11 protein-coding genes are annotated in these 19,525 nt (G+C 59.7%); 8 read left to right on the plus strand and 3 right to left on the minus strand.

Going from position 1 to position 19,525, the window contains the following annotated elements; translation table 11 throughout:
• Positions 1-142 precede the first annotated feature (142 nt).
• On the minus strand, positions 143-3,472 hold the full coding sequence (locus ACPQ6D_RS10215; protein WP_423224218.1) for a S41 family peptidase: 3,330 nt from the start codon (positions 3,470-3,472) through the stop codon (positions 143-145).
• 196 nt (positions 3,473-3,668) lie between these two features.
• Here ACPQ6D_RS10215 and ACPQ6D_RS10220 point away from each other — a divergent pair, with 196 nt between their 5' ends.
• Together ACPQ6D_RS10220 and ACPQ6D_RS10225 are read left to right on the plus strand one after the other, a co-directional pair.
• Positions 3,669-5,033 (plus strand): PQQ-dependent sugar dehydrogenase, encoded by a 1,365-nt coding sequence (locus tag ACPQ6D_RS10220; protein ID WP_423224219.1) that lies wholly within the window; start codon positions 3,669-3,671, stop codon positions 5,031-5,033.
• A 204-nt stretch (positions 5,034-5,237) separates the two neighbouring features.
• Entirely contained in the window at positions 5,238-6,383 is a 1,146-nt protein-coding gene (locus ACPQ6D_RS10225; protein WP_423224220.1) for a site-2 protease family protein, read from the plus strand.
• 29 nt (positions 6,384-6,412) lie between these two features.
• Here the strand turns inward: ACPQ6D_RS10225 and ACPQ6D_RS10230 are convergent, their stop codons facing one another.
• Complete coding sequence (locus ACPQ6D_RS10230) at positions 6,413-7,168, minus strand: hypothetical protein (RefSeq protein ID WP_423224221.1); 756 nt, start codon at positions 7,166-7,168, stop codon at positions 6,413-6,415.
• 377 nt (positions 7,169-7,545) lie between these two features.
• On the opposite strand from ACPQ6D_RS10230, the gene ACPQ6D_RS10235 reads away from it, so the two are divergent.
• Entirely contained in the window at positions 7,546-12,732 is a 5,187-nt protein-coding gene (locus ACPQ6D_RS10235) for a hypothetical protein (protein ID WP_423224222.1), read from the plus strand.
• An 839-nt stretch (positions 12,733-13,571) separates the two neighbouring features.
• Positions 13,572-14,078 (plus strand): HEAT repeat domain-containing protein, encoded by a 507-nt coding sequence (locus ACPQ6D_RS10240; RefSeq protein ID WP_423224223.1) that lies wholly within the window; start codon positions 13,572-13,574, stop codon positions 14,076-14,078.
• 118 nt (positions 14,079-14,196) lie between these two features.
• Here ACPQ6D_RS10240 and ACPQ6D_RS10245 read toward each other — a convergent pair whose 3' ends face one another.
• Positions 14,197-15,225, minus strand: a complete 1,029-nt coding sequence (locus ACPQ6D_RS10245; protein ID WP_423224224.1) for an IS701 family transposase — start codon at positions 15,223-15,225, stop codon at positions 14,197-14,199.
• A gap of 94 nt (positions 15,226-15,319) precedes the next feature.
• Between ACPQ6D_RS10245 and ACPQ6D_RS10250 the strand changes: the two genes are divergently transcribed.
• From ACPQ6D_RS10250 to ACPQ6D_RS10265, 4 genes are all read left to right on the plus strand, one after another.
• Complete coding sequence (locus ACPQ6D_RS10250; RefSeq protein ID WP_423224225.1) at positions 15,320-16,543, plus strand: RHS repeat-associated core domain-containing protein; 1,224 nt, start codon at positions 15,320-15,322, stop codon at positions 16,541-16,543.
• A complete protein-coding gene (locus tag ACPQ6D_RS10255; RefSeq protein WP_423224226.1) occupies positions 16,540-16,854 on the plus strand; it encodes a hypothetical protein in 315 nt (104 codons plus the stop codon). The genes ACPQ6D_RS10250 and ACPQ6D_RS10255 overlap by 4 nt, the downstream gene beginning before the upstream one ends.
• Positions 16,855-17,046: 192 nt before the next feature.
• The gene (locus ACPQ6D_RS10260) at positions 17,047-18,906 is read left to right on the plus strand and encodes an RHS repeat-associated core domain-containing protein (protein ID WP_423224227.1); all 1,860 of its coding nucleotides are present in this window, start codon (positions 17,047-17,049) and stop codon (positions 18,904-18,906) included.
• Positions 18,906-19,382: a hypothetical protein gene (locus ACPQ6D_RS10265; protein WP_423224228.1), complete on the plus strand. Its 477-nt coding sequence runs from the start codon at positions 18,906-18,908 to the stop codon at positions 19,380-19,382. The genes ACPQ6D_RS10260 and ACPQ6D_RS10265 overlap by 1 nt, the downstream gene beginning before the upstream one ends.
• Positions 19,383-19,525: the final 143 nt, after the last annotated feature.

The following is a 19,525-nucleotide window of genomic DNA, read 5'->3' on the forward strand; positions in this document are numbered from 1 at the left end:
AATAATGTCAACGTCACGATGATAACACAAACTATATACTTTGTCAAATCTTTGTCTAATGTTAATCTGCAATCCTTGTAACAAAAAACCGGGCTACCTTATCGGAACCCGGTTTCTGGCGCCAACGTGAGAATTGCTTTTCTCAGGTTGCACTGAGCGGCGAGAGCGTGGGCAGCGACAGCTTGGGTCGCTTCCCAAAATCAGGCAGGTTGGGCGGGTTTATGCTGAGCGTGCGCATAATTTCCTGAACGGCCCGTTCCAGTTGCGGGTCGCGTCCTTCCAGGTAATCCTGCGGCCGCATTTCCACTTCGATGTCTGGATCGGTGCCATAGTTTTCCACGCCCCAGGCCACATCCTCGAACCAGAAAGAGAACTCCGGCTGTGTTGTGACGCCGCCATCCACCAAGGAGTCACGGTAGGCCAGGCCGATGACTCCGCCCCACGTGCGTTTGCCGACCAGCAGGCCGAGCTTGAGCAGCTTGAAGGCGTGGCTGAACATGTCGCCATCTGAGCCAGCCTGCTCATTGGCAATCGCGACCATTGGCCCCATGACCGACTCAATCGGGTAAGGCACAGGCGCGCCCCAACGCGACACATCGTAGCCCAGGCGGCGGCGCGCCAGCTTCTCCAAAATCAGCTGCGAGACATGGCCGCCGCCGTTGAAACGCACATCCACAATCAGCCCAGCGCGGTCCACTTCAGCCAGGTAGCCGCGATGAAATTCGGCATAGCCGCGGGCCTGCATGTCGGGAATGTGGACATAACCCACGCGTCCCTCCGATGCTTCATGCACGCGGCGCCGATTGGTCTCTACCCATTCACGGTAACGCGCGGGAAATTCGGAGCGGAGGGTTTTCACCGGGAACATGTTGGGCGCCTCTGCGCCCTGGCATGCAAAGGTCACAAAGACCTCATTGCCCGCCTGGTGAACGAGCATCTCGCCCAAGGGCTTATCGCGCCCCACTTTCCGCCCATTGATCGCGATCAGCCGGTCGCCAACCTTCAGGTTGATCCCCAAACGCTGGAGGGGCGCGCTGTTTTCGTGATCCCACACATCGCCGTTGACGATATGCGTCAGCTCGTAACTGTCGGTTGCGTCATCGTAGCGAAAATCAGCGCCCAAAAAGCCTTGCGCGTAGGATGGCTGCGGCGGGTAATCGCCGCCGTATTCATAGGCATGGGACGTGCCCAACTCACCCTGCATTTCCCACATTAAGTCGGAAAACTCACTGCGCGTGGCCACGCGCTGCAAAAGGGGAAGATACCGCGCATAGACGGCGCGCCAATCCACACCAGACATGTCCTCGGTCCAGAAATGATCGCGCTGCAAGCGCCATGCTTCACGGTACATCTGCTCCCACTCTGCCTGCGGCTCCACCGACAAGCGAATGCGATCCAGGTCCAACCAGCCGCTGCGCCGACTGGCCGCGCCGGAGTTCGCATCCGGTTTTTCGCCCGCTTTGAGCACACGCAGACGACTACCAGCCTGGTAGATCAATGTCTTGCCATCGTGTGAGATCTCGAAATCGGTGATGCCTTCAACGATGACATCCATCCGCTGCTCTTCCAGGTCATAGGCCTCCAGGCGCCCCTTGGCTGCGGGCGCGGTCGTGTAGCCGCCGTCGTTGCTCAGCTCGCCTTCGGCTGGAAAGGAGGAGAAGAGGATTTTGCCTTTGATGCCGCGCACCTGGCTGTAACGCCCCATCGGCACCGGCAGCGCAATCACGCGCTCGGCGATGCCGTCCAGGTCAATCTGCACACGCGGCGGTTCTTCCTTTTCCGGTTTGACCGCGGGAGCTGAGTCCGGGGAAGACGTTGGTGTCTCCGCAGAGGTGGAACCAGCCGGGGTCGTTTCACCATCAGCCGGCGGCGGGGGAGGCGGTTCCGGGGTCGTTGGATGCTCTGTCTTTTCGCCCGGCGCCCGTGGCAGAGGCGTAAACGGCGATGGCAGCCCAGCCTGCAGGGTGATCAGATAGGGCTTCATGCCCCAGGTGAAGTTGAGATCAAAGTGCAAGTTATCATAGACCGGGTCGAATTCCCGGTAGGAGAGAAAGTAGAGGTAGCGCCCTTCTGGGTCAAAGGCGGGACCGACATCGCGCAGGATAGGCTGCGTGGCCGGCCATGTTTCACCCGTTTCAAGCAGCGTGAGCTTGATGATGGAGGTTTGCTGTGTGTCAGAAAAACCGTATGCCAACCACCGTCCGTCCGGCGACCAGGCCACGCCCCGAATCGGGCGATGATGGCTGCGATCAACGACGCGCAGGGCGCGCTCATCCAGGTCCACCACAATCAGTTCGTTGCGATGATTGGCTAACGCGACCAGGTTCTTGTGCGGAGAGGTTGCCAGGTATAACGGCCGCCCGATATCCAGGCCATCCAGGCGCGCTTCAGGGGCATCGGCGCTGTCGGCTTTGTAGATTTCCAGTGCATCCTCGCCCGTTGCATCGCTGACCACCACCAGGCGCTCCCCGTCTGCCAACCAGGATGCCATGCGAAAGCGCACGCCGTTGAGCTGGCCGTATTGGATGACTGCGCCCTCCCAAAGCGCCATCACGAACGGCTTGCCGCGCGTCGTGATGGCAACCGCCCAGCCGTTGGGATGGATGTTGTACTCCTGTAGATAGTCGGCCGCATCCACGAACTTACGATTGCGCTGTGCCCGTGAACTGTTGAAGACAATGGGGATGGGCTGCGTTTGATCCAGCGCCGGATCAAAGATGTACAGCTCAGACCCGGCCTGATAGACGATGCGCTGGCCATCGGTGGCCGGATAGCGCACGTAATAGTCGCCGTGGTGTGTGTGCCGCCGCACATTTTCGCCGCTTGGCAGGCAAGAGTAAAGATTGCCGATGCCTTCGTGATCAGACACGAAGTAGATGCGCTCGCCAACCCAGAGCGGCAAGGCGACATTGCCTTGCACCTGGAGCAAGCGGCGCCATTCGCCCTGGCCGGCTGGGTCAATCCACAGATCGCCAGTCAGACCGCCGCGGTAACGTTTCCAGCGCGCCAGGTCGGTGACATTACGACCGATCACCATGCCTCCAGTGGGACCATACGAGATGCTCATGGCGGGGCCGGTGGGCAGGCGCTGCGGCTCGCCTCCCTGCCGCGCGACCGTGTAGAGGAAAGAGAAACGCGCAAAAGGCTGACCGGCGTCGCTGGCGAAAATGACTGCCTCGCCGTCGGGAGTCCAACCGACGACTCGCGTTTCTGCGCCTAGAAAAGTCAGGCGTCGCGCGGGGCCGCCCGCGGCCGGCATCACGTAGACTTCGGGGTGCCCTTCGTCACGACCGGTAAAAGCAACCCATTCGCCGGTCGGCGATAGCGCGGGCATGGCTATCTGACCTGGGTTGGAGGTCAGGCGTCGCGCGGCGCCCCCAGCCGCGGGCGTCATCCAGAGGTCATCCTCGCAGACAAAAACCACTGTATCGCGATGCAGAGTAGGAAAGCGATAGTATCCGGCGTTGGTCATAGCTTACCTTTCAAAGGTGAAGAATCACAGCAGCAATCAGAGAATTGGACGAAGGCTATCATACCATGCTTTGGTATGGCGCAAAAAACGACGCGCGCTGGTAATTTCGCTATCGCGCTGCGTCATGTTACAATGTTCGTGCTCCGTGGCACATACCTTCCTGATGCCAGGGGCGCCCTGATTTTGTGAGGCGAGAATGGCGCGTATGTGGCGAGCGGTGTGGTTGGCGGGATTGCTCCTGGGTGCATCTTCTTGGATGACGGCGCCGATCTACGCTGAGCCTCTGCCGCCGAATGTCATCATTGAAACCTACGGCACATGGGCCGCCGGCTATCCCACGGCGATGGCCTGGGCGCCTGACGGACGACTGTTCGTCAACGCCAAGGAAGGCCAGGTGTACCAGGTGCCCGTGGGGGGCGGCGCAGCGACTGTCTGGCTCGATCTCTCCGCGGTCGTGGTCTCATCCGTCGAGCATGGCCTCATCGGCGTTGCGTTCGATCCGTTCTTTGCCACGCAGCCGTTTGTCTACCTTTACTACACCGTCGAGACCAACAGCGTCATTAGCAATCGCCTCGTGCGCTATACCGAAGTCAACGGCGCGGCGCAGGATCCCCTCGTCCTGCTCGACGTTCCGCGCACTGGGCTCGATGTCAATTGCGCCTGGCATCACGGCGGCAATCTACACTTCGGGCCAGACGGCTTCTTGTACGTCACCATCGGCGACTACGGTTGCGATGGTGGAAACAGCCAGAACCTGGCAACTCCCAAAGGCAAAATGCTGCGTTTGGACGTGCGTCCACCCTTCCTCGCTGAACCCAATGCCGCCCGCGCGGCCAACAATCCGCTCTGTTATGTCGCGCAACCTGGCCACGTGGTTGATCCGCGGGTGTGGGCGTGCGGTTTGCGCAACAGTTGGGATTTTACCATTGACAGCGTGACCAATTTCATGTTTGCCACTGAAAACGGTCCTGGCTGCAACGACGAGATCAACTGGATGTTAGGCGGGCGCAATTACGGCTGGCCGCGCAGCGCCACCAGCTACTACGACTGTGTGGCCCTTCCCCGGCCTTACGAAGAGCCGATCTACGTCTTTCCCGCGCCGATTGGGATGGTTGGCATTACGCTTTTCAACAGCACGACCATTCCCGCCTGGCGTCACCATCTTGTGTGGTGCGGCAACCGCGATTACACGATGTATCATGCGCCGTTCGTCGCCGCCAGCTTCGATTCACTCACGCCAGGCAGCGCCGTGCCTGTAGACGGTGTGACCTGCCCTACCGACCTTGAGATCGGCCCAGATGGTCGCCTCTATTACCTTGAATTTGGCTCCGTCAGCGTCCTGACCAACCAGGGGTGCCTCTTGCCCTGGGACTTTGACCAAAACCAGGTCGTGGACGTGCTGGATGTGCAGCAGGCGGCCGATCAGTGGGGCAACACCTGGCCGGAGGACGGTTACCTCGTGAGCATGGACAACAATTTCGACGGCGCTAACGACGTGCTGGATGTGCAAGAGACCGCAGACCACTGGGGCGATACGTGCCCTAGCCGCGCGGGCGATTAGTGAGCCGGGCCGCGACGCCTGCCCATCAAACCGCGCACGCGGTTGTATCATAACCGCGGTTCGGCTGCGCCTCGCCTCCCATGCTGGCATTGTACCAGCGATTCCCGAAAAAGCCGTTCGCCCGCGCGATAATGCGTCCGGCGTTTGGCTTGGAAGCCTCGACATGGTTCGCGACCTCTAATTCATGCCGCGCCGCAGGTGTTCATGACCGCTTCTGCTTCTTCACCCACGGTTGTTTCCGTAGAACCGGCGCTTGGAACCGCCAGCGCTGTTGAAACCGCCGCCTGGGTTTTGCGCAACGAACTGCAGGATCAATTTACCATCTGGCAGATGACCTACCCGGTCAGCCCTGAGCAGCCGATTCGCTTTGGCGGCCGTTTGCTCAGCGCCGCCGAACAGGCCTTTCCGATCATCAAGGAGCGCTTTCAGCGTCACGGCTACACCCTGGTCTTGCGCCGCGCCGGTGATGAGGATATTGTGTTGGCGATGCCCGGCGTCGTCCAAGCCAAGCCTTCGCGGGCGTGGATCAACGGCGTGCTTTTTCTGCTGACGCTGCTGACCACGCTCTTCATCGGCGCCAGCAGTGAAGTCAACGGTTTGCCGCGCTCCCTGGCCGATTGGCTGCGCGGGGTTCCCTTTTCTTTCACCCTACTCGCGATCTTGGGCACACATGAGTTGGGGCACTATTTCATGGCGCGCTGGCACAAGGTGGATGTGACCCTGCCCTATTTCATTCCAGTGCCGTTTGGCCTGGGCACGTTCGGCGCGTTCATCAAGATGAAATCGCCCGTGGAGAATCGGCGCGCATTGTTCGACGTCGCCGTGGCTGGACCGCTGGCCGGCCTGGTGGTGGCGTTGCCGCTGCTGGTCATTGGCCTGCTCGCCTCGCCGGTCAAACCGATCATCAGCGGCGGCGTGGGCGTGCAAGAGGGCAATTCGCTGCTGTACGCGCTGCTCAAGCTGCTGATCTACGGCCAGTGGCTGCCTGGCAGCGGCGTGGATGTCAACCTGAGCTCGATGGCCTTTGCGGCCTGGTTTGGCCTGCTCGTGACCGCCTTCAACCTGCTGCCGGTCGGTCAACTGGACGGTGGGCACATCCTGTACGCCCTGGGCATCACTTCGCGCTGGGTCGGTTATGGCGTGTTGGGTGTGCTGCTGGTGCTGGGCGCGGTGGCCTGGAGCGGTTGGTACGTGTGGGCGGCATTGATCTTCTTTGTCACCGGGCTGGAACATCCCGCGCCGCTGAACGAGATCACCAGGCTCGATCCCGCGCGGCGCGTGCTGGCCGGAGTCGCCATTCTCATCTTCATCCTGATTTTTACGCCGATTCCACTGGCGCCCATTCCCTAAGGCCGTGGAAGAAGAACGCCGCGCCAACTTTACATGAGCGTGAGCTTGTCTTGCACCAGGCTGACCAGGAACTTGCGCTCGCCCGCGGTGACGAAGGAAATGGTAATCGCCATGTCATCGCCGTCGAGCTGTGTGGCGACCACCGTGCCGCGGCCGAAACGTTCGTGCTTGACCTCCGCGCCGGGCTTGTAGACCGTGGCGATGATGCGACCTGATTTGAACGATGCGCCGCCCGGCGTGTGGGCTGGCTTGGCCTCGGCCTGCGCGGCGGCAATCGCGGCCATTTCGCGGTCGCGCCAGGCATCGGCGTACAGCGCAACATCCTCCGCACGGCGCACCTGCATCCGCACACGTTCCAGGGTCTGGCGGGCCTGCGCCAGGTCAGGCATCAAGCGTCCTTTGTCTACACGGCCGCTGTCGCCCTGCGCCACCACACGCGAGGCCGTCGCCAGCGCGCGGCTCAGTTCGTTGAAAACAGCGCGCGGTTCGCCGGCGCCCAAATCCACGTTGATGAGGCGGACGCCGTGTTGGCGGCACAATTCTTCGCGCAGCTCATCACGCTGCGCCTCTTCGATCTCTTCCTGGTCGCTCTTGCGCACCTTGCGTTGGCCTTGCAGGCCTTGCAGGCGCACCGCCACCCCAACGTCGGGGTAATACAGGTCGAGCTTGAGGAGTCGTTTGGTGTTTGGATTACGTAACCAGGGCGGTGTGACGTTTTCTTCCACCGCGAAATCGCCCAGGATGCGGGTGAAAATCTCGCGCCAGCCCATCGCATATTGCCACATGATCTACCTCGTCTTGCATAGTGGATGGCGGCCAGATTGTAGGTCAAGAGCGTGTTTCGTGCAAACACCATCGGCGCGATCTTTTCCGTGCAAGCTAAGCCCACCCATGGACGTCACGTCAGCTACAAAACGCAGCGCGGTAATTCCACGACGTAACATCCAGTGCATGCGTATTTGGAGGTTTTCAGTCCGTGTAATCATGTTGATTTCCGATTGACAATGCCACAAGACTGTGCTATGCTCTTGCCAGGTCTAAGCTCGTCTCCCGGCTTCCGAAGTCTGCTAACTTCGGAAGCGTATGGCGCAGGTCCCTCCCGCCTGAGACATCCTTTGGCAGTCAGGAAATCTCCCTGACCCCGCCCCGTTTCGTTCGCTGCATGAAAGGAGTCTGTTGTCATGACCCGTTGGCCTTCCTCATCGTTCCATCGCTCTTCAGGGCGCCTTCCTGTCCCGCGGCTGGCGGCGCGTCCGCGGCTGGTCGTCCATCTGCTGGTTGTCTGCAGCCTGCTGACCTCAGCGGCGACTGCGGCTACCCCCACCCGCAAATAAATACCACTACTAATAGGTTGTCCCCTGCCCACGGCTCAAATCCCATCGCAGCCCCGCTGGCAGCCACGCCAACGGTTGGAGCGCCGCCTTGCCTGGGGTCAGACTGCACGCCAACGCCAACCGCCACGCCAACAGCGACGGCCACACGCGCGGCGCCGCCCTGCCTGGGATCGGACTGCACGCCGACGCCGACGGCTACAGCAACGGATGTATCGCCCACAAGCACCGCAACCTGGGCGCAGACGCCGACGCCCACCGTCACGCCGCCCCCTGGGGGTGTGGATGAGGTGTGGGTGATGCCAGACCAGGAGAGCCGCTTGCACAGCCGCGATGGACGGGTTGTCCTCGCCATTCCGGCCGGTGCGGTCAGCGCGCCGACCCTGGTACGCTATGTATCACATGCTGCGGTCCCCGATCAGCCGACAAATCTCAGTTTCCAGTTTGAACTGATTGCCACAGAACTATCTGGTGTTGAGATCACACAATTTCTCACGCCGCTGACGCTGAACTATCGCGACCCGACGGCAGGCGATGAAGGGACGCCCTGGCCGCCGGGGGCTGCGCTGTTCTACCAGGACACGGCCGACGGGCGCTGGGTCGTCTTGCCAACAAGCGTGGATCAGGAGCAGAGAGAACTGACCACCACCCTGACGCACTTCACGCTGTTTGCGGCAGGTAACAGCATTGTGCCGGAACCGGCGCCGGGAATCAAGGGGATGCAGTCGCAGTTGTACAACGGCGCCTGGACCGTCAGCTACCCGATCGAGGCGCCGCCGGGGCCGGGTGGGCTTGCGCCTGGGCTGAGCCTGGAGTATAGCAGTCGCAGCCTGGCGGGCGGCGGACATCATCAGTTGGCCGGCTGGGGCTGGGACTTGGGCGGGTTGAGCTACGTCCTGCGCGACCTGAGCACAGGCAAGTACAGCCTGACCCTCGACGGCATGACGCATGAACTGGAAGAACACGGCGGGTACTTCTACAGCGTGCAAGACCCCTTCCTCAAGATCCGCCGGCCGACCGCTTCCAATCCGGACTATCCCGTCATGGAGTATTTCGACCCCAGTACACCAGCCAACCCCTTCAAGACGATTGACTTGCCCCAAACGCCCGGCCAGTACAACCGGGACAACCAGGTGTGGGAGGTGACGACCGAGGGGGGCGTCACGTATCACTTCGAGCCGATGCTGTACGTGCGCGACTGCAGCGGCGGGGATTGGACGCCCTCGACGGAACAGCGCGTGGTGCACCGTTTCACGAAGTGGATGTTGACCGAAGTGCGCGATACGACGCCGGCCACAGCCAATCGTGTGACTTTCAGCTATGACTACGAAGGCACGCTGCTGGCAGTCAATGTGCCAGTGTGTCCCAATGATTACACCAGCGATGCGCGCATCCAGGTGCGCGCGGCGCGGGTGAAGGAGATCAGCTATGGGCCAGGCGGCATCTTCAAGGTGCAGCTTGCCTACCTGAACCGAGAGGATCGGGCTGAGCACTTCGACGAGACCGGGTACCAGGTCTTCTGGACACGGAAATACCTGCAACAGGTCGAAGTGCGCGCCAACAATACGCTGCTGCACAAGGTGGGGCTGGGCATGACCGCGTTCACGAACCCGGCCGCGCCGTCGCAGAGCCGGCTCTATCTGAGCACGATCACGCGCTATGGCGCAGACAACAGCACCTTGCCGCCAACGACCTACACCTATGGCAGCGGCACGACGGATGGATTCATGGCGGCGGTAGATAACGGCTACCATGGGCGCGTGGAGATTGCCTATATCAGCTCGAACGGCGGAATGGTAGTGCAGCAGGAGCGGCGGCGCGGAGGCGGGAGCGATCCTGACATCGTGACGCAATACTGGTACACGACGACCTGGGACAGCGAGGCGGGGGGCTTTGCCGAAGCGGAAATGACGCTGGTAGGGAGCGGCGCCTTGATCGGCAGCGGCCAGCCGGACACGCGTATACGGCAGTGGTTCCACACCACGACCAACCTGCGGCGTTGGAAGGGTAAGTTGTACAAGGCAGAAACCCGGGCAGGCTCGGGCGTCACGAACAACTTGCTGGCGCGTACACTGCAGACCTGGAACGAGACCAACGTGGGCACACCGGGTGGGATGACCTTCGTTTATCTGCAAGACAAGACCGAATACGTCGTGGACCCCAACGGCACGGACCCGCCGACACGTTACACCAAGACCGTGTATGTCTATGATCCTGCGTATGGCAACCTGCGACTGAGCAGGCTGTACAGCGAAGCGGCGCCCACGACACCGTATCGCACCAACGAGCGGGTCTATTTCCCACGCAACGACGCCACGGCTTACATCGTCAACCAGGTAGCGGAGGAGAAGCTGTGGGAGGGAAGCGAGGCCGGGATATGTCGGGGTCAGAGCCGTTACGTCTACGACAACAACAGCGGCTATGCGGCGTATAACCAGGCGCCGACCAATGGACAATTGAAGGAGGTGTGGGAGGCGGGGCAAGGGGGAACGGCATGTAATACCAACTGGGTGCGATCGGCAGCCTACGACTACGATGCGTGGGGCAACCGCACGAAAGAAACCGCCGCCAACGGTCGCACCGTGACAACCGTCTTCGATAGCACGTTTCATGCCTATGCGATGAGCGTGAGCATACAGCCGGACAGCCAGTTGGGCGGCGCGACGCTGACGACGACTTACACACGTTACGGCATCAATGCGGCAGCGGGGGGCAACGGGTTGGTGGGGCAGGTGCAAAGCGAAACCGATGCCAACCTGGCGGTCACGCGCTACACCTACGATACATTTGGCCGGCTGACAGAGGTGCGCAAGCCCGGTGCGGGGTTCAGCAATCCGGCCACGGAGCAGATTGTCTACACGACCGACCAGGGATTGTACGTGCAGCGACATTTGCTGCGCGATGACGGCAATGGCGACGCCAGCGCGAGTGCGACCTACCTGGAAGAGCGCACGTTTTACGACGGGCTGGGGCGTGCGCGGCAGACGCAGAAGGAGTACGATGGCAGCCAGTGGAGTCTGGTGAGTCAGCGTTACGATGAGCTGGGCAATCAAGCAGCCGTGTCGGCCCCGTACACGGGGACGGTCAGCGGCGTGGCGTATCAGGCGGTGAATTGGAATGGCCTGGCAGCCACCTTGTCAGCCTACGACCGCCTGGGGCGTATCCGGCAGGTGACGCAGCCTGATGGCGCGACGGTGCGCACCTACTACCAGAACCGGCAGACGGCCGTGATTGATGCGGTGAACCATCAGACAATTTCGGAATACGATGCTTGGGGCCGGCTGGTCAGCGTCAAGCAGTACGATCTGACGCTGGCGGCGGGGGCTACACCGAACTGGGGAGCGACGGTCTACGGGCAGGCCAGCTACAGCTACGATGTGGCGGACCGGCTGGCGCAGATGACCGGTGCGGATGGGGCGATAACCGCCATCGGGTATGACCTGCTGGGGCGCAAGACGAGCATGAGCGACCCCGACATGGGGGTGTGGAATTACGCCTACGATGCGGCCGGCAACCTGAAGCGGCAGGCTGATGGCCGCGGGCAGCAGATTTGCTTCTACTACGATGGGCACAACCGCCTGGCGGGCAAGCACTATCGCAGCGATGCGAACTGCCCCGGGGCAAAGCCGACAACCTACGGAGCAAACGCGTTGAGCGTGGAATACCTGTACGACGGCGGTGCGAACGGCAAAGGGCGACGCACGCAGGCCGATGTGTACACGGCAGGCGGTGCGCTCGACAATCGCATCGCCTGGACGTACGACATCCGCGGCCGGGTGACGGCGGAAACCCACACGATTGACGGGGCGGCGTATGCCCTGGGCTTCACGTATGATTCCGCCGATCGGCCCTTGAGCCTGAGCTACCCCGCGCAGAGCGCGGAAACGGTGAACCTGGCCTATACGGCGCAGGGGTTGCCGGGGCGCCTGTACAGTAGTGTGGATTATGTGCAAAGCGGCAATGCAGTGTATGATGTGGCCGGGCGGTTGACACAGCTGAAGTTAGGCAAGCAAAGCAGCAACAGCGATCCGGTGGTGCAGGTGGGGTTCAGCTACTACCCCTGGACGACCATCACCGGGCAAGGGCGCTTGCAGCAGCTGACGTCTGGGATACCGGGGAACCTCAGCAGCTTGCAGAACCTGACCTATGCCTATGATGCGGTCGGCAACGTGGATTGGATCAAGGACTGGAAGGCTGGCAGTCCGCAGATGCAGGACTTCACGGTTGACCGGCTGAACCGGTTGGTCAACGCCGTGGCGAGCGGTGGTGCGAATGGCGTCTACCCAACTGAGACCTATGGCTTCGCTCCCAACGGCAACCTGACCACCAAAACTGGGGTGGGCGCGTACAGCTACGGTGTGCAGGCGAGCAGTTGCCCAGAGGGTGCGTTGAGCAAGCCGCATGCGGCGGTGACCGCGGGCAGCAGCAGTTACTGCTATGACCAGAATGGCAACATGCGGCGGCGCACAGTGGGCGGCAGCACGTACACCCTGACCTACGATGCCGAGAGTCGGCTCGTCAGCATCAGCGGCGCGGCGACAGCCAGCTTCGCCTATGACGCCGATGGCAATCGCATCAAGAGCGTGCTGAACGGCGAGACGATCACCTACGTCGGTAGCTTGTACGAAAAGAAAGTGGTTGGCAGCACGACGACGCACACGAAATACTACACCTTCGGCGACCGGCGCATCGCAGTGCGTGTGGCGGGGACGCTCTCCTGGCTGCTGAGCGATCACCTGGGCAGCACCGCAGTCACCGCGGACGGCGTCAGCGGGGCGCGCACCGCGGAACTGTGGTACAAATCCTGGGGCGAGTCACGCGGCACGCCTTTCGGCGCGACACCAACGACGTACCGGTCACGGGTCAACGCGAGGATGCGAGCATCGGTCTCTACTTCTACAACGCGAGATACTATGACAGCTCGCTGGGGCGGTTCGCGCAGGCGGATACGATTGTCCCCCAGCCGGGGAATCCGCAGAGTCTCAATAGGTATAGCTATGCGGCCAATAATCCCTTAAGATATGGCGACCCATCGGGCCATGACTGGGTGGATGCCGTCAACTTCCTGCTGGGATTTGCAGCGCAATGGGCTTCTGTCAATACCTGGATGGTCCCGCAGGCTCAGGAAGCCTTGTCAGTTCAACCGAATGAGCCTGTCCCTATGACCGTTGGCCGGCACCTTGGCAACGTAGCCACTGTGGTCCAGGGAGTGACGGAGATGACCGGGGGCGTAGGCCTGATCGGGGGTGGTGCTGTGGCCTGCGGGACAGGGGTACTCTGCCCAGCTGGCGCGACTGCAATGGTGGCCGGCGCAGCAGTCGCGGCGCACGGCCTTGGTGTTGCGGGTGCTGGTGCAGTCATGGAAGGCCAAATGCTGGGGGACTTGTTTGTCCAGGCAAACACTACTTGTCCTTCATGCGGGGCTTCAAATCCCAAAGTCCGGCGCGGCAAGGGAGGTATTGCGACCAGGCAGCACGTGGAAAACCCTGCTGACATCGGGAAGGACGGTGTTTCCGCGTGGTGTGAAGGCTGTGGGAATAATCTACCTCCCAAGTTCTGGGGGCATACAGTAGAAGACCTGCAAGCCTATGCACAGAAGATTGGATTGGATCCGAGTAAAGCCGCAGTGTACACCCCACAGTACGGTGGAGTAGGACACTACTCATTATTCATCGATGCTATCGGGCCGGATGGATACATTCTGCCACAATACGCTGACCTAATCGATGCGTTCTTGAGATCGCCAAAGTGATTTGGGGCGTCAAGTTCGATGGGGCATGGAAGGATTCTTCCGTTCAGAGCATCGTATGTTGTGATTCCTATGAGGAATGGCGTGTAGAACCTGGAGTACATTGATATGAGCGACATTCTGCGTGACATCAAGGCAAATCTTGCCTACGATCGTGGTTCTCCAGCAGCCGAGTGGGAAGTCGTTGAGGGACTGTTAAGTTCGTTTGCGACGGAACGAGAAGCAATTATTCGATGGGTATTCGAGGAATACAACGGATATGTTGACACACGAACTCGAGCGGGCTTAGAGTTCATTGATCATAATTCGACTGAGGGCCGGAGTATCCTGAAGCGTTTGGTCTCCAGCCCGAACCCAGATGATCGCGATACGGCGTTAGCGATCATTGAAGTGTTGGGCGACGACGACGCAGTTCGCATGGCCGTACCACTTCTCGATGACAAATGGACTTACATCCGGCTAGAGGCCGCCACAGTCTTGCGCAGATTCTACCCAAATGAGGTAGCAAGATGCCTGAGACACCTGCTCCAGGAGGAAGCAAAATCGGTCAGAGAAACGGCTTCAAAGCTATTAGTCGAGATGGGTGAGGATTCTCGAGAGCCGGACCGAAGGTAATTTGGGGGGACCAATCAGTGTGTTCTGGATGCCGAATACCAACAGACTCAGAATTTCTCAAGTCATGACTTGATGGACGGCATGTTGCCAGCTACCCGTGATCAGAAATAGTTAGGACTTACGCAAGACACATTTTGATTGCAGGCGCTTTGAGCTGCTGGCGCAGGTAGTCATCCAACAGGCCATGCTTGACCTGATAGATCGTGCGCTGCGTTTCGTAGGCAACTTGCTTGAGGCGCCCCCAAACCAAGATGGCGCAGCCGATATGATTGCGGACAATGCGGGCCTTGCGGCACTGGCAGCTTTCCAGACCGGTCAATTGCTTAGTTTCGCGGTGAAATTGCTCGACCTTCCAGCGGAAGCCGCACACATCTTGGACGACCTCCACGTTGTCTTGCGCTATCTCGTTGGTGACGACATAGTCCGTGCGCTGGGTAGACAGCACCACTCGGAAAACTTTCACCTTGTGCTGGGCCGGAAAGCCCCTGATTTTGATCATTTTGCCATGCTGTTGTTCGGCGGAACTCCAGGACAGGCTATCCAGACGGCGATAGGGCCGCGTGCCCCCTGAATCGTCCACCAGTCGGTTGTCTTTCAGCGGGCAATAGTAGATTTTGCCATAGTCTTCGATCTGTAACAGGAGGTCTTTCGTCGCATACCAGGTGTCCATCAAAACCGCCCACAGGGCCAACTGCTTTTGATAGACACAGTTGCGCAGCATCTCCGCCACATGGTCGAGTTTTGTCTTGCCATCGCCGGCCGGATCGTAGATCCGATAGTCAATGATCCAAAACTGATCGGTCTCGGGATTGACGTAGACACAAGTCACCACGCCGATCCCTTTGATGACGCCGTGAGCATTCCCGCTGTACTGCCGGCGCACTAACTCGATCTTGTGCGAGAAGTTCTTGTCCACAATGGTGTCGTCAAACACCAGGAACCCGTACGGCGTTTGCACCACATGATCCCGGGTGTTCTCCCAGACCAGGTGCGGGCGCAGCGCATCGTCAGCCAAATACCGGTTCGCCATATCGTGGCTGAACTGCTCGGTGTGCTCAGCGTAGTTCGTAAGCGTGTAGTTGATCTGGCTCACGAGCAGATATTGACAGTAGTCGAGACGCGTAACGCGTTCTGTGTTAGCTTTCATGCGGCTACCTTAACCGCTGACCGCTTACACGTCAAATTCGCTGTCTTGCGTAAGTCCTAATAGTAACAGTTACTGCTATGACCAGAATGGCAACATGCGGCGGCGCACGGTTGGCGGCAGCACATACACCCTGACCTACGATGCCGAGAATCGGCTCGTCAACATTAGCGGCGCGGCGACGGCCAGCTTCGCCTATGACGCCGATGGCAATCGCATCAAGAGCGTGCTGAACGGCGAGACGATCACCTACGTCGGCAGCTTGTACGAGAAGAAGGTGGTCGGCAGCACGACGACGCACACGAAATACTACACCTTCGGCGACCGGCGCATTGCGCTGCGTGTGGCGGGGACGTTCTCCTGGCTGCTGAGCGATCACCTGGGCAGCACCACAGTCACCGTGGACGGCGTCAGCGGGGTGCGCACCGCGGAACTGTGGTACAAACCCTGGGGCGAGTCACGCGGCACGCCCTTCGGCGCGACGCCAACGACGTACCGGTTCACGGGTCAACGCGAGGATGCGAGCATCGGTCTGTACTTCTACAACGCGAGATACTACGACCCGGCGTTGGGACGGTTCATCAGTGCGGATACGATCGTGCCGGACACCACAGCTACAACGATCTCTAGCCTGACGGTTGATTTCTCTTACTACGACATCCTTGCAGAGCTCAATCGGGAGAATCGTAACGATAGTCCGTGTGGACTTGGCGTCGTGCAGTGGTTCCAAGAGGCGACGCCCATTGTTCGAGTCAAGGAAGCGGAAAATTCGTGCCTCTCGTATGGAACCCAATTGAACCATTTCGGTCCCACTGATCCTCAAAACTCCAATCGCTATTCTTACGCTCGCAACAACACCCTCCGCTACATCGATCCAACAGGCCATTGGACGATCTCCATAGGTTTGGGCGGTGCCATTTTTGCGGCGCTTGGGCTGCGGGGCGGAGCCACCATCGCATTGGATGGACAAGGAAACGTTGCAGTACTTGCTGGAGGCGGTGCGGGTGGTTATAGTGCGGTCGGCTTCAATAGCCTAGGCCCGAATCTCATGATCACAACAGCGCCTACTGTGGACAAGTTGAAGGGCTTCTCTGTTCAACTCGGTGGCCAACTCGGAGAAGTTGCGTCTATTGGTGCAGAGGGCGTTTTGTTCTCTGATGGCGAAAAAGCCTATTTCGGCTTAAACATCGCTGGAGGAGCAGCGCTGGAGGGGCCATGGCCGGGTGAACTTCATGCAACCTTTGAGCATGACTGGCTGATTTTTGGCCCCACAAACCTCCTTGAAGCACTCAAAAGGCTATGGGAGAAACAACAGCCATGATGATCAGTACAGTCCAAGCAGTCTTCCTCGTTGTGCTCTTGGCGGTTGGTGTTGTGTGTTTGTTCTCGCCAATGACTGTCATCCAAACCGTCATGCGCTGGCCCAAGTTCATCTTTCCGAAGCTATTCCGAGATGAAGAGATTCGCCCCTTGGCCCGAGAAGCCATGCGACTTATTGATGAAAATCCAAGGGAATATGCAAGACGATTTTGGTATCAGCTGCTAATGATAAGAGTTTCAGGAATCATTGCCTTCTTGATGTTCTTGACGGCTCTACTCATTGCGCTTGGTTCGCCGCGTAGCGGAATGTGATGGTCACTTCAAGACAACTCCTGAGCGATTTGCCATACTGAATTGCGGCGCCGATGATCAGTTCATTCTTTGATTTTGCTGAGAACTGGTCTGGGAGCCAACAGTCGGAGACGGCATACGGCGGGTGGAGCGCTCGACAATCGCATCGCCTGGACGTACGACGCTCGCTGCCGGGTGACGGCGGAGAGCCGGGTGATCAACGGAACCGGCGGCGGCACGTTCGTGACGCAGTGGAGTTATGACTCGGCCGATCGGCCGGTGTGGATGAAATACCCTGGCGGCAGTGCGGGACAGATTGGCGAGCAGGTGAACTACGCATACACCACGCAGGGGCTGCTCGACACGGTGCAGAGCAACGGCGGCGTGTATTACGTCGGCAAGACGCAGCACAACGTGCGTGGGCAGGTGGGGGAGCGCTGGCTGGGCAGTACAACGGGCATCGTGAAGCAACTGTACGCCTACAGTGCGGCCGAGAACTTCCGCCTGGTGAGCTTAAAGGCAGGCACGAGTCCGACCAACGACAACCGGCAGAACATCGCCTACACCTACGACGATGCGGGCAACGTGCTGATGATCACGGATGCCGCGGCATACGGTGGGAGCCAGGCGCAGACCTTCGCCTACGACACCCTGGATCGCCTGAGCACAGCCCAGGCCAGCGGCTCCACCACCTACGGTGGCTACACTCAACGCAGTTATGCCTACAGCAATGCGGGCAACCTCACCACTTTCGAGGGCGCAGGCACGAACCTCTATTACCAGGATAGCGCGCATAAGCATGCCGTGACCCACGTCGGGGGAACGACGGCCAGTTATCAGAAATACTGGTACGACCAGAATGGCAACGCCACGCGGCGTATCAGCGGCAGTCAAGATGTCACGCTGACCTACGACGCCGAAAACCGGCTGACCGCGATGGCTGGCGGCGTCACCGCGAGTTACGTGTACGACGGCGACGGCCAGCGGGTCAAGGAGACCATCGCTGGCGTCACGCGGGTCTTTGTCGGCAACACGTACGAAGTAGACAACGGGGCGGTCAAGAAGTACTATTACGCCGGTTCCGTGCGCGTGGCGGAGAACAGCGGCGGCGCGCTCTACTACCTGCTGACTGATCACCTCGGCTCCACCGCATTGACCCTGGACAGCGCGGGCAATCGGCTGGACGCTAACACCGAGATTCGGTACTACCCTTACGGCGCGCCGCGTTACACGGCAGGCACGACGCCGACGACCTTCAACTTCACCGGTCAGCGGCGGGACAGCGGCAGTGGTTTGCTGTTCTACAACGCCCGCTGGTATGATCCGGTCATCGGGCGGTTCATCAGCGCCGATACGATCGTACCCGAGCCCGGCAATCCGCAGAGCTTGAATCGGTACAGCTATGTACTGAATAACCCTCTTGGGGCGGTAGATGGCACAGGTCACTGGCCTGAATGGGTGAACAATGCCTTCAGCTATACCATGGGTGCAGTGTCTCAGTACCTGAATAATCTGTCACTCGGCGCATTTGCGGCGCTTGCTGTGCACGGCGATCTGTCGTCGGTTGAAAGCGACAGCTACCAGCAAGGGCGTGAACTGGGAGCGATACTGAGCGATGCCCAGGCTAAGTTTGAAATCGCCACGGGAATTGGCATGGCTGCTGCTGGGACTGCTGCCATCGCGCCGACGTTGGGGGGTGGCGGGGTGTGTACTCTTGCCACTGCAGGCGTATGTGCATTGCCAGCAGGGGGAGCTTTGGTCGCCGAAGGCGCCATGGTTGCAGGCGGCGGCGCGTTGGCCGGCCATGGCGCTGGGGTGTTGTTGTATGCCAAGAGCCACCCGGTCGAGAGAATGGGAGATGTTCAGAAGCATGGTAGACCGGGAAGTAATACTGCGCAAAACAAGCAATTCAGGGGAGCTGTTCGATCGGCTCAGCGAGAATTGGAGCAGGAGTTGGGACGGAAGTTGTCGCCCGACGAAATACAGGAACTTCATGAAGCATTACATGAACTTGAGAACCCTGGATTCGACGATATCGTCAACTTGGCTCGCGATCTGTTTGGAGGAAAATAATGGTGACACAGCCTGATCTAGACGCCGTAAGCGAGTTGGTGGCGCCATTGGTTGGCAAAGAAGCTCGGAATGTCCGCCTGGGGATTGGCAATTTTGTTACACTGGAGTTCGGCAGGCAGTTGGCGCCCAACAAGTTTGGCCGATCGTATGGAGAATGGTATCTATGGCTCTGCGGGTGCGAATGGCGCATAGATCGGCAGGATCAAATCGTTATTGCTGGGGAGGATTCCCGAGAGCGGCTCAAAACCGCAGTACAAGAACTAGAAGGACGCAAAATGCAATCTGTGTCTCTATCCTCCCCTGCCATTGATGCAACCTTCGAGTTTGAGGGCGGCTTGTATTTGCGGCTGTTTGCAGTAGATACGACTGAGATCGAAAGTTGGAAGTTGTTTACCCCGGAGGACAAAGTGCTTGTTGTCGGACCGGGGTCCAAGTGGTACTACGCACGGTCGGATATCCCCCAAGATGAGAGGTGAATCGTCTTCGTATGGTGACCGGAATAACCGCGACGCGCGCATAGTTAGGGTGAGGGCGCGATGATCTCGACTCCCCATAGGGTCTTGCTGTCCAACATTCCGTGCGTCAGCGGGCTATGACCGCGACGGGCCGGGCCTTACAG

Source organism: Candidatus Amarolinea aalborgensis (genome assembly GCF_900491745.1).
GTDB classification, from domain to species: domain Bacteria; phylum Chloroflexota; class Anaerolineae; order SSC4; family Amarolineaceae; genus Amarolinea; species Amarolinea aalborgensis.

What these genes read in the sequence shown, in the direction of transcription:
- ACPQ6D_RS10215 (WP_423224218.1), bottom strand. Translation starts at nt 3,472, where the DNA reads ATGACCAACGCCGGATACTATCGCTTTCCTACTCTGCATCGCGATACA.
- ACPQ6D_RS10220 (WP_423224219.1), top strand. Translation starts at nt 3,669, where the DNA reads ATGGCGCGTATGTGGCGAGCGGTGTGGTTGGCGGGATTGCTCCTGGGT.
- ACPQ6D_RS10225 (WP_423224220.1), top strand. Translation starts at nt 5,238, where the DNA reads ATGACCGCTTCTGCTTCTTCACCCACGGTTGTTTCCGTAGAACCGGCG.
- ACPQ6D_RS10230 (WP_423224221.1), bottom strand. Translation starts at nt 7,168, where the DNA reads ATGTGGCAATATGCGATGGGCTGGCGCGAGATTTTCACCCGCATCCTG.
- ACPQ6D_RS10235 (WP_423224222.1), top strand. Translation starts at nt 7,546, where the DNA reads ATGAAAGGAGTCTGTTGTCATGACCCGTTGGCCTTCCTCATCGTTCCA.
- ACPQ6D_RS10240 (WP_423224223.1), top strand. Translation starts at nt 13,572, where the DNA reads ATGAGCGACATTCTGCGTGACATCAAGGCAAATCTTGCCTACGATCGT.
- ACPQ6D_RS10245 (WP_423224224.1), bottom strand. Translation starts at nt 15,225, where the DNA reads ATGAAAGCTAACACAGAACGCGTTACGCGTCTCGACTACTGTCAATAT.
- ACPQ6D_RS10250 (WP_423224225.1), top strand. Translation starts at nt 15,320, where the DNA reads ATGCGGCGGCGCACGGTTGGCGGCAGCACATACACCCTGACCTACGAT.
- ACPQ6D_RS10255 (WP_423224226.1), top strand. Translation starts at nt 16,540, where the DNA reads ATGATGATCAGTACAGTCCAAGCAGTCTTCCTCGTTGTGCTCTTGGCG.
- ACPQ6D_RS10265 (WP_423224228.1), top strand. Translation starts at nt 18,906, where the DNA reads ATGGTGACACAGCCTGATCTAGACGCCGTAAGCGAGTTGGTGGCGCCA.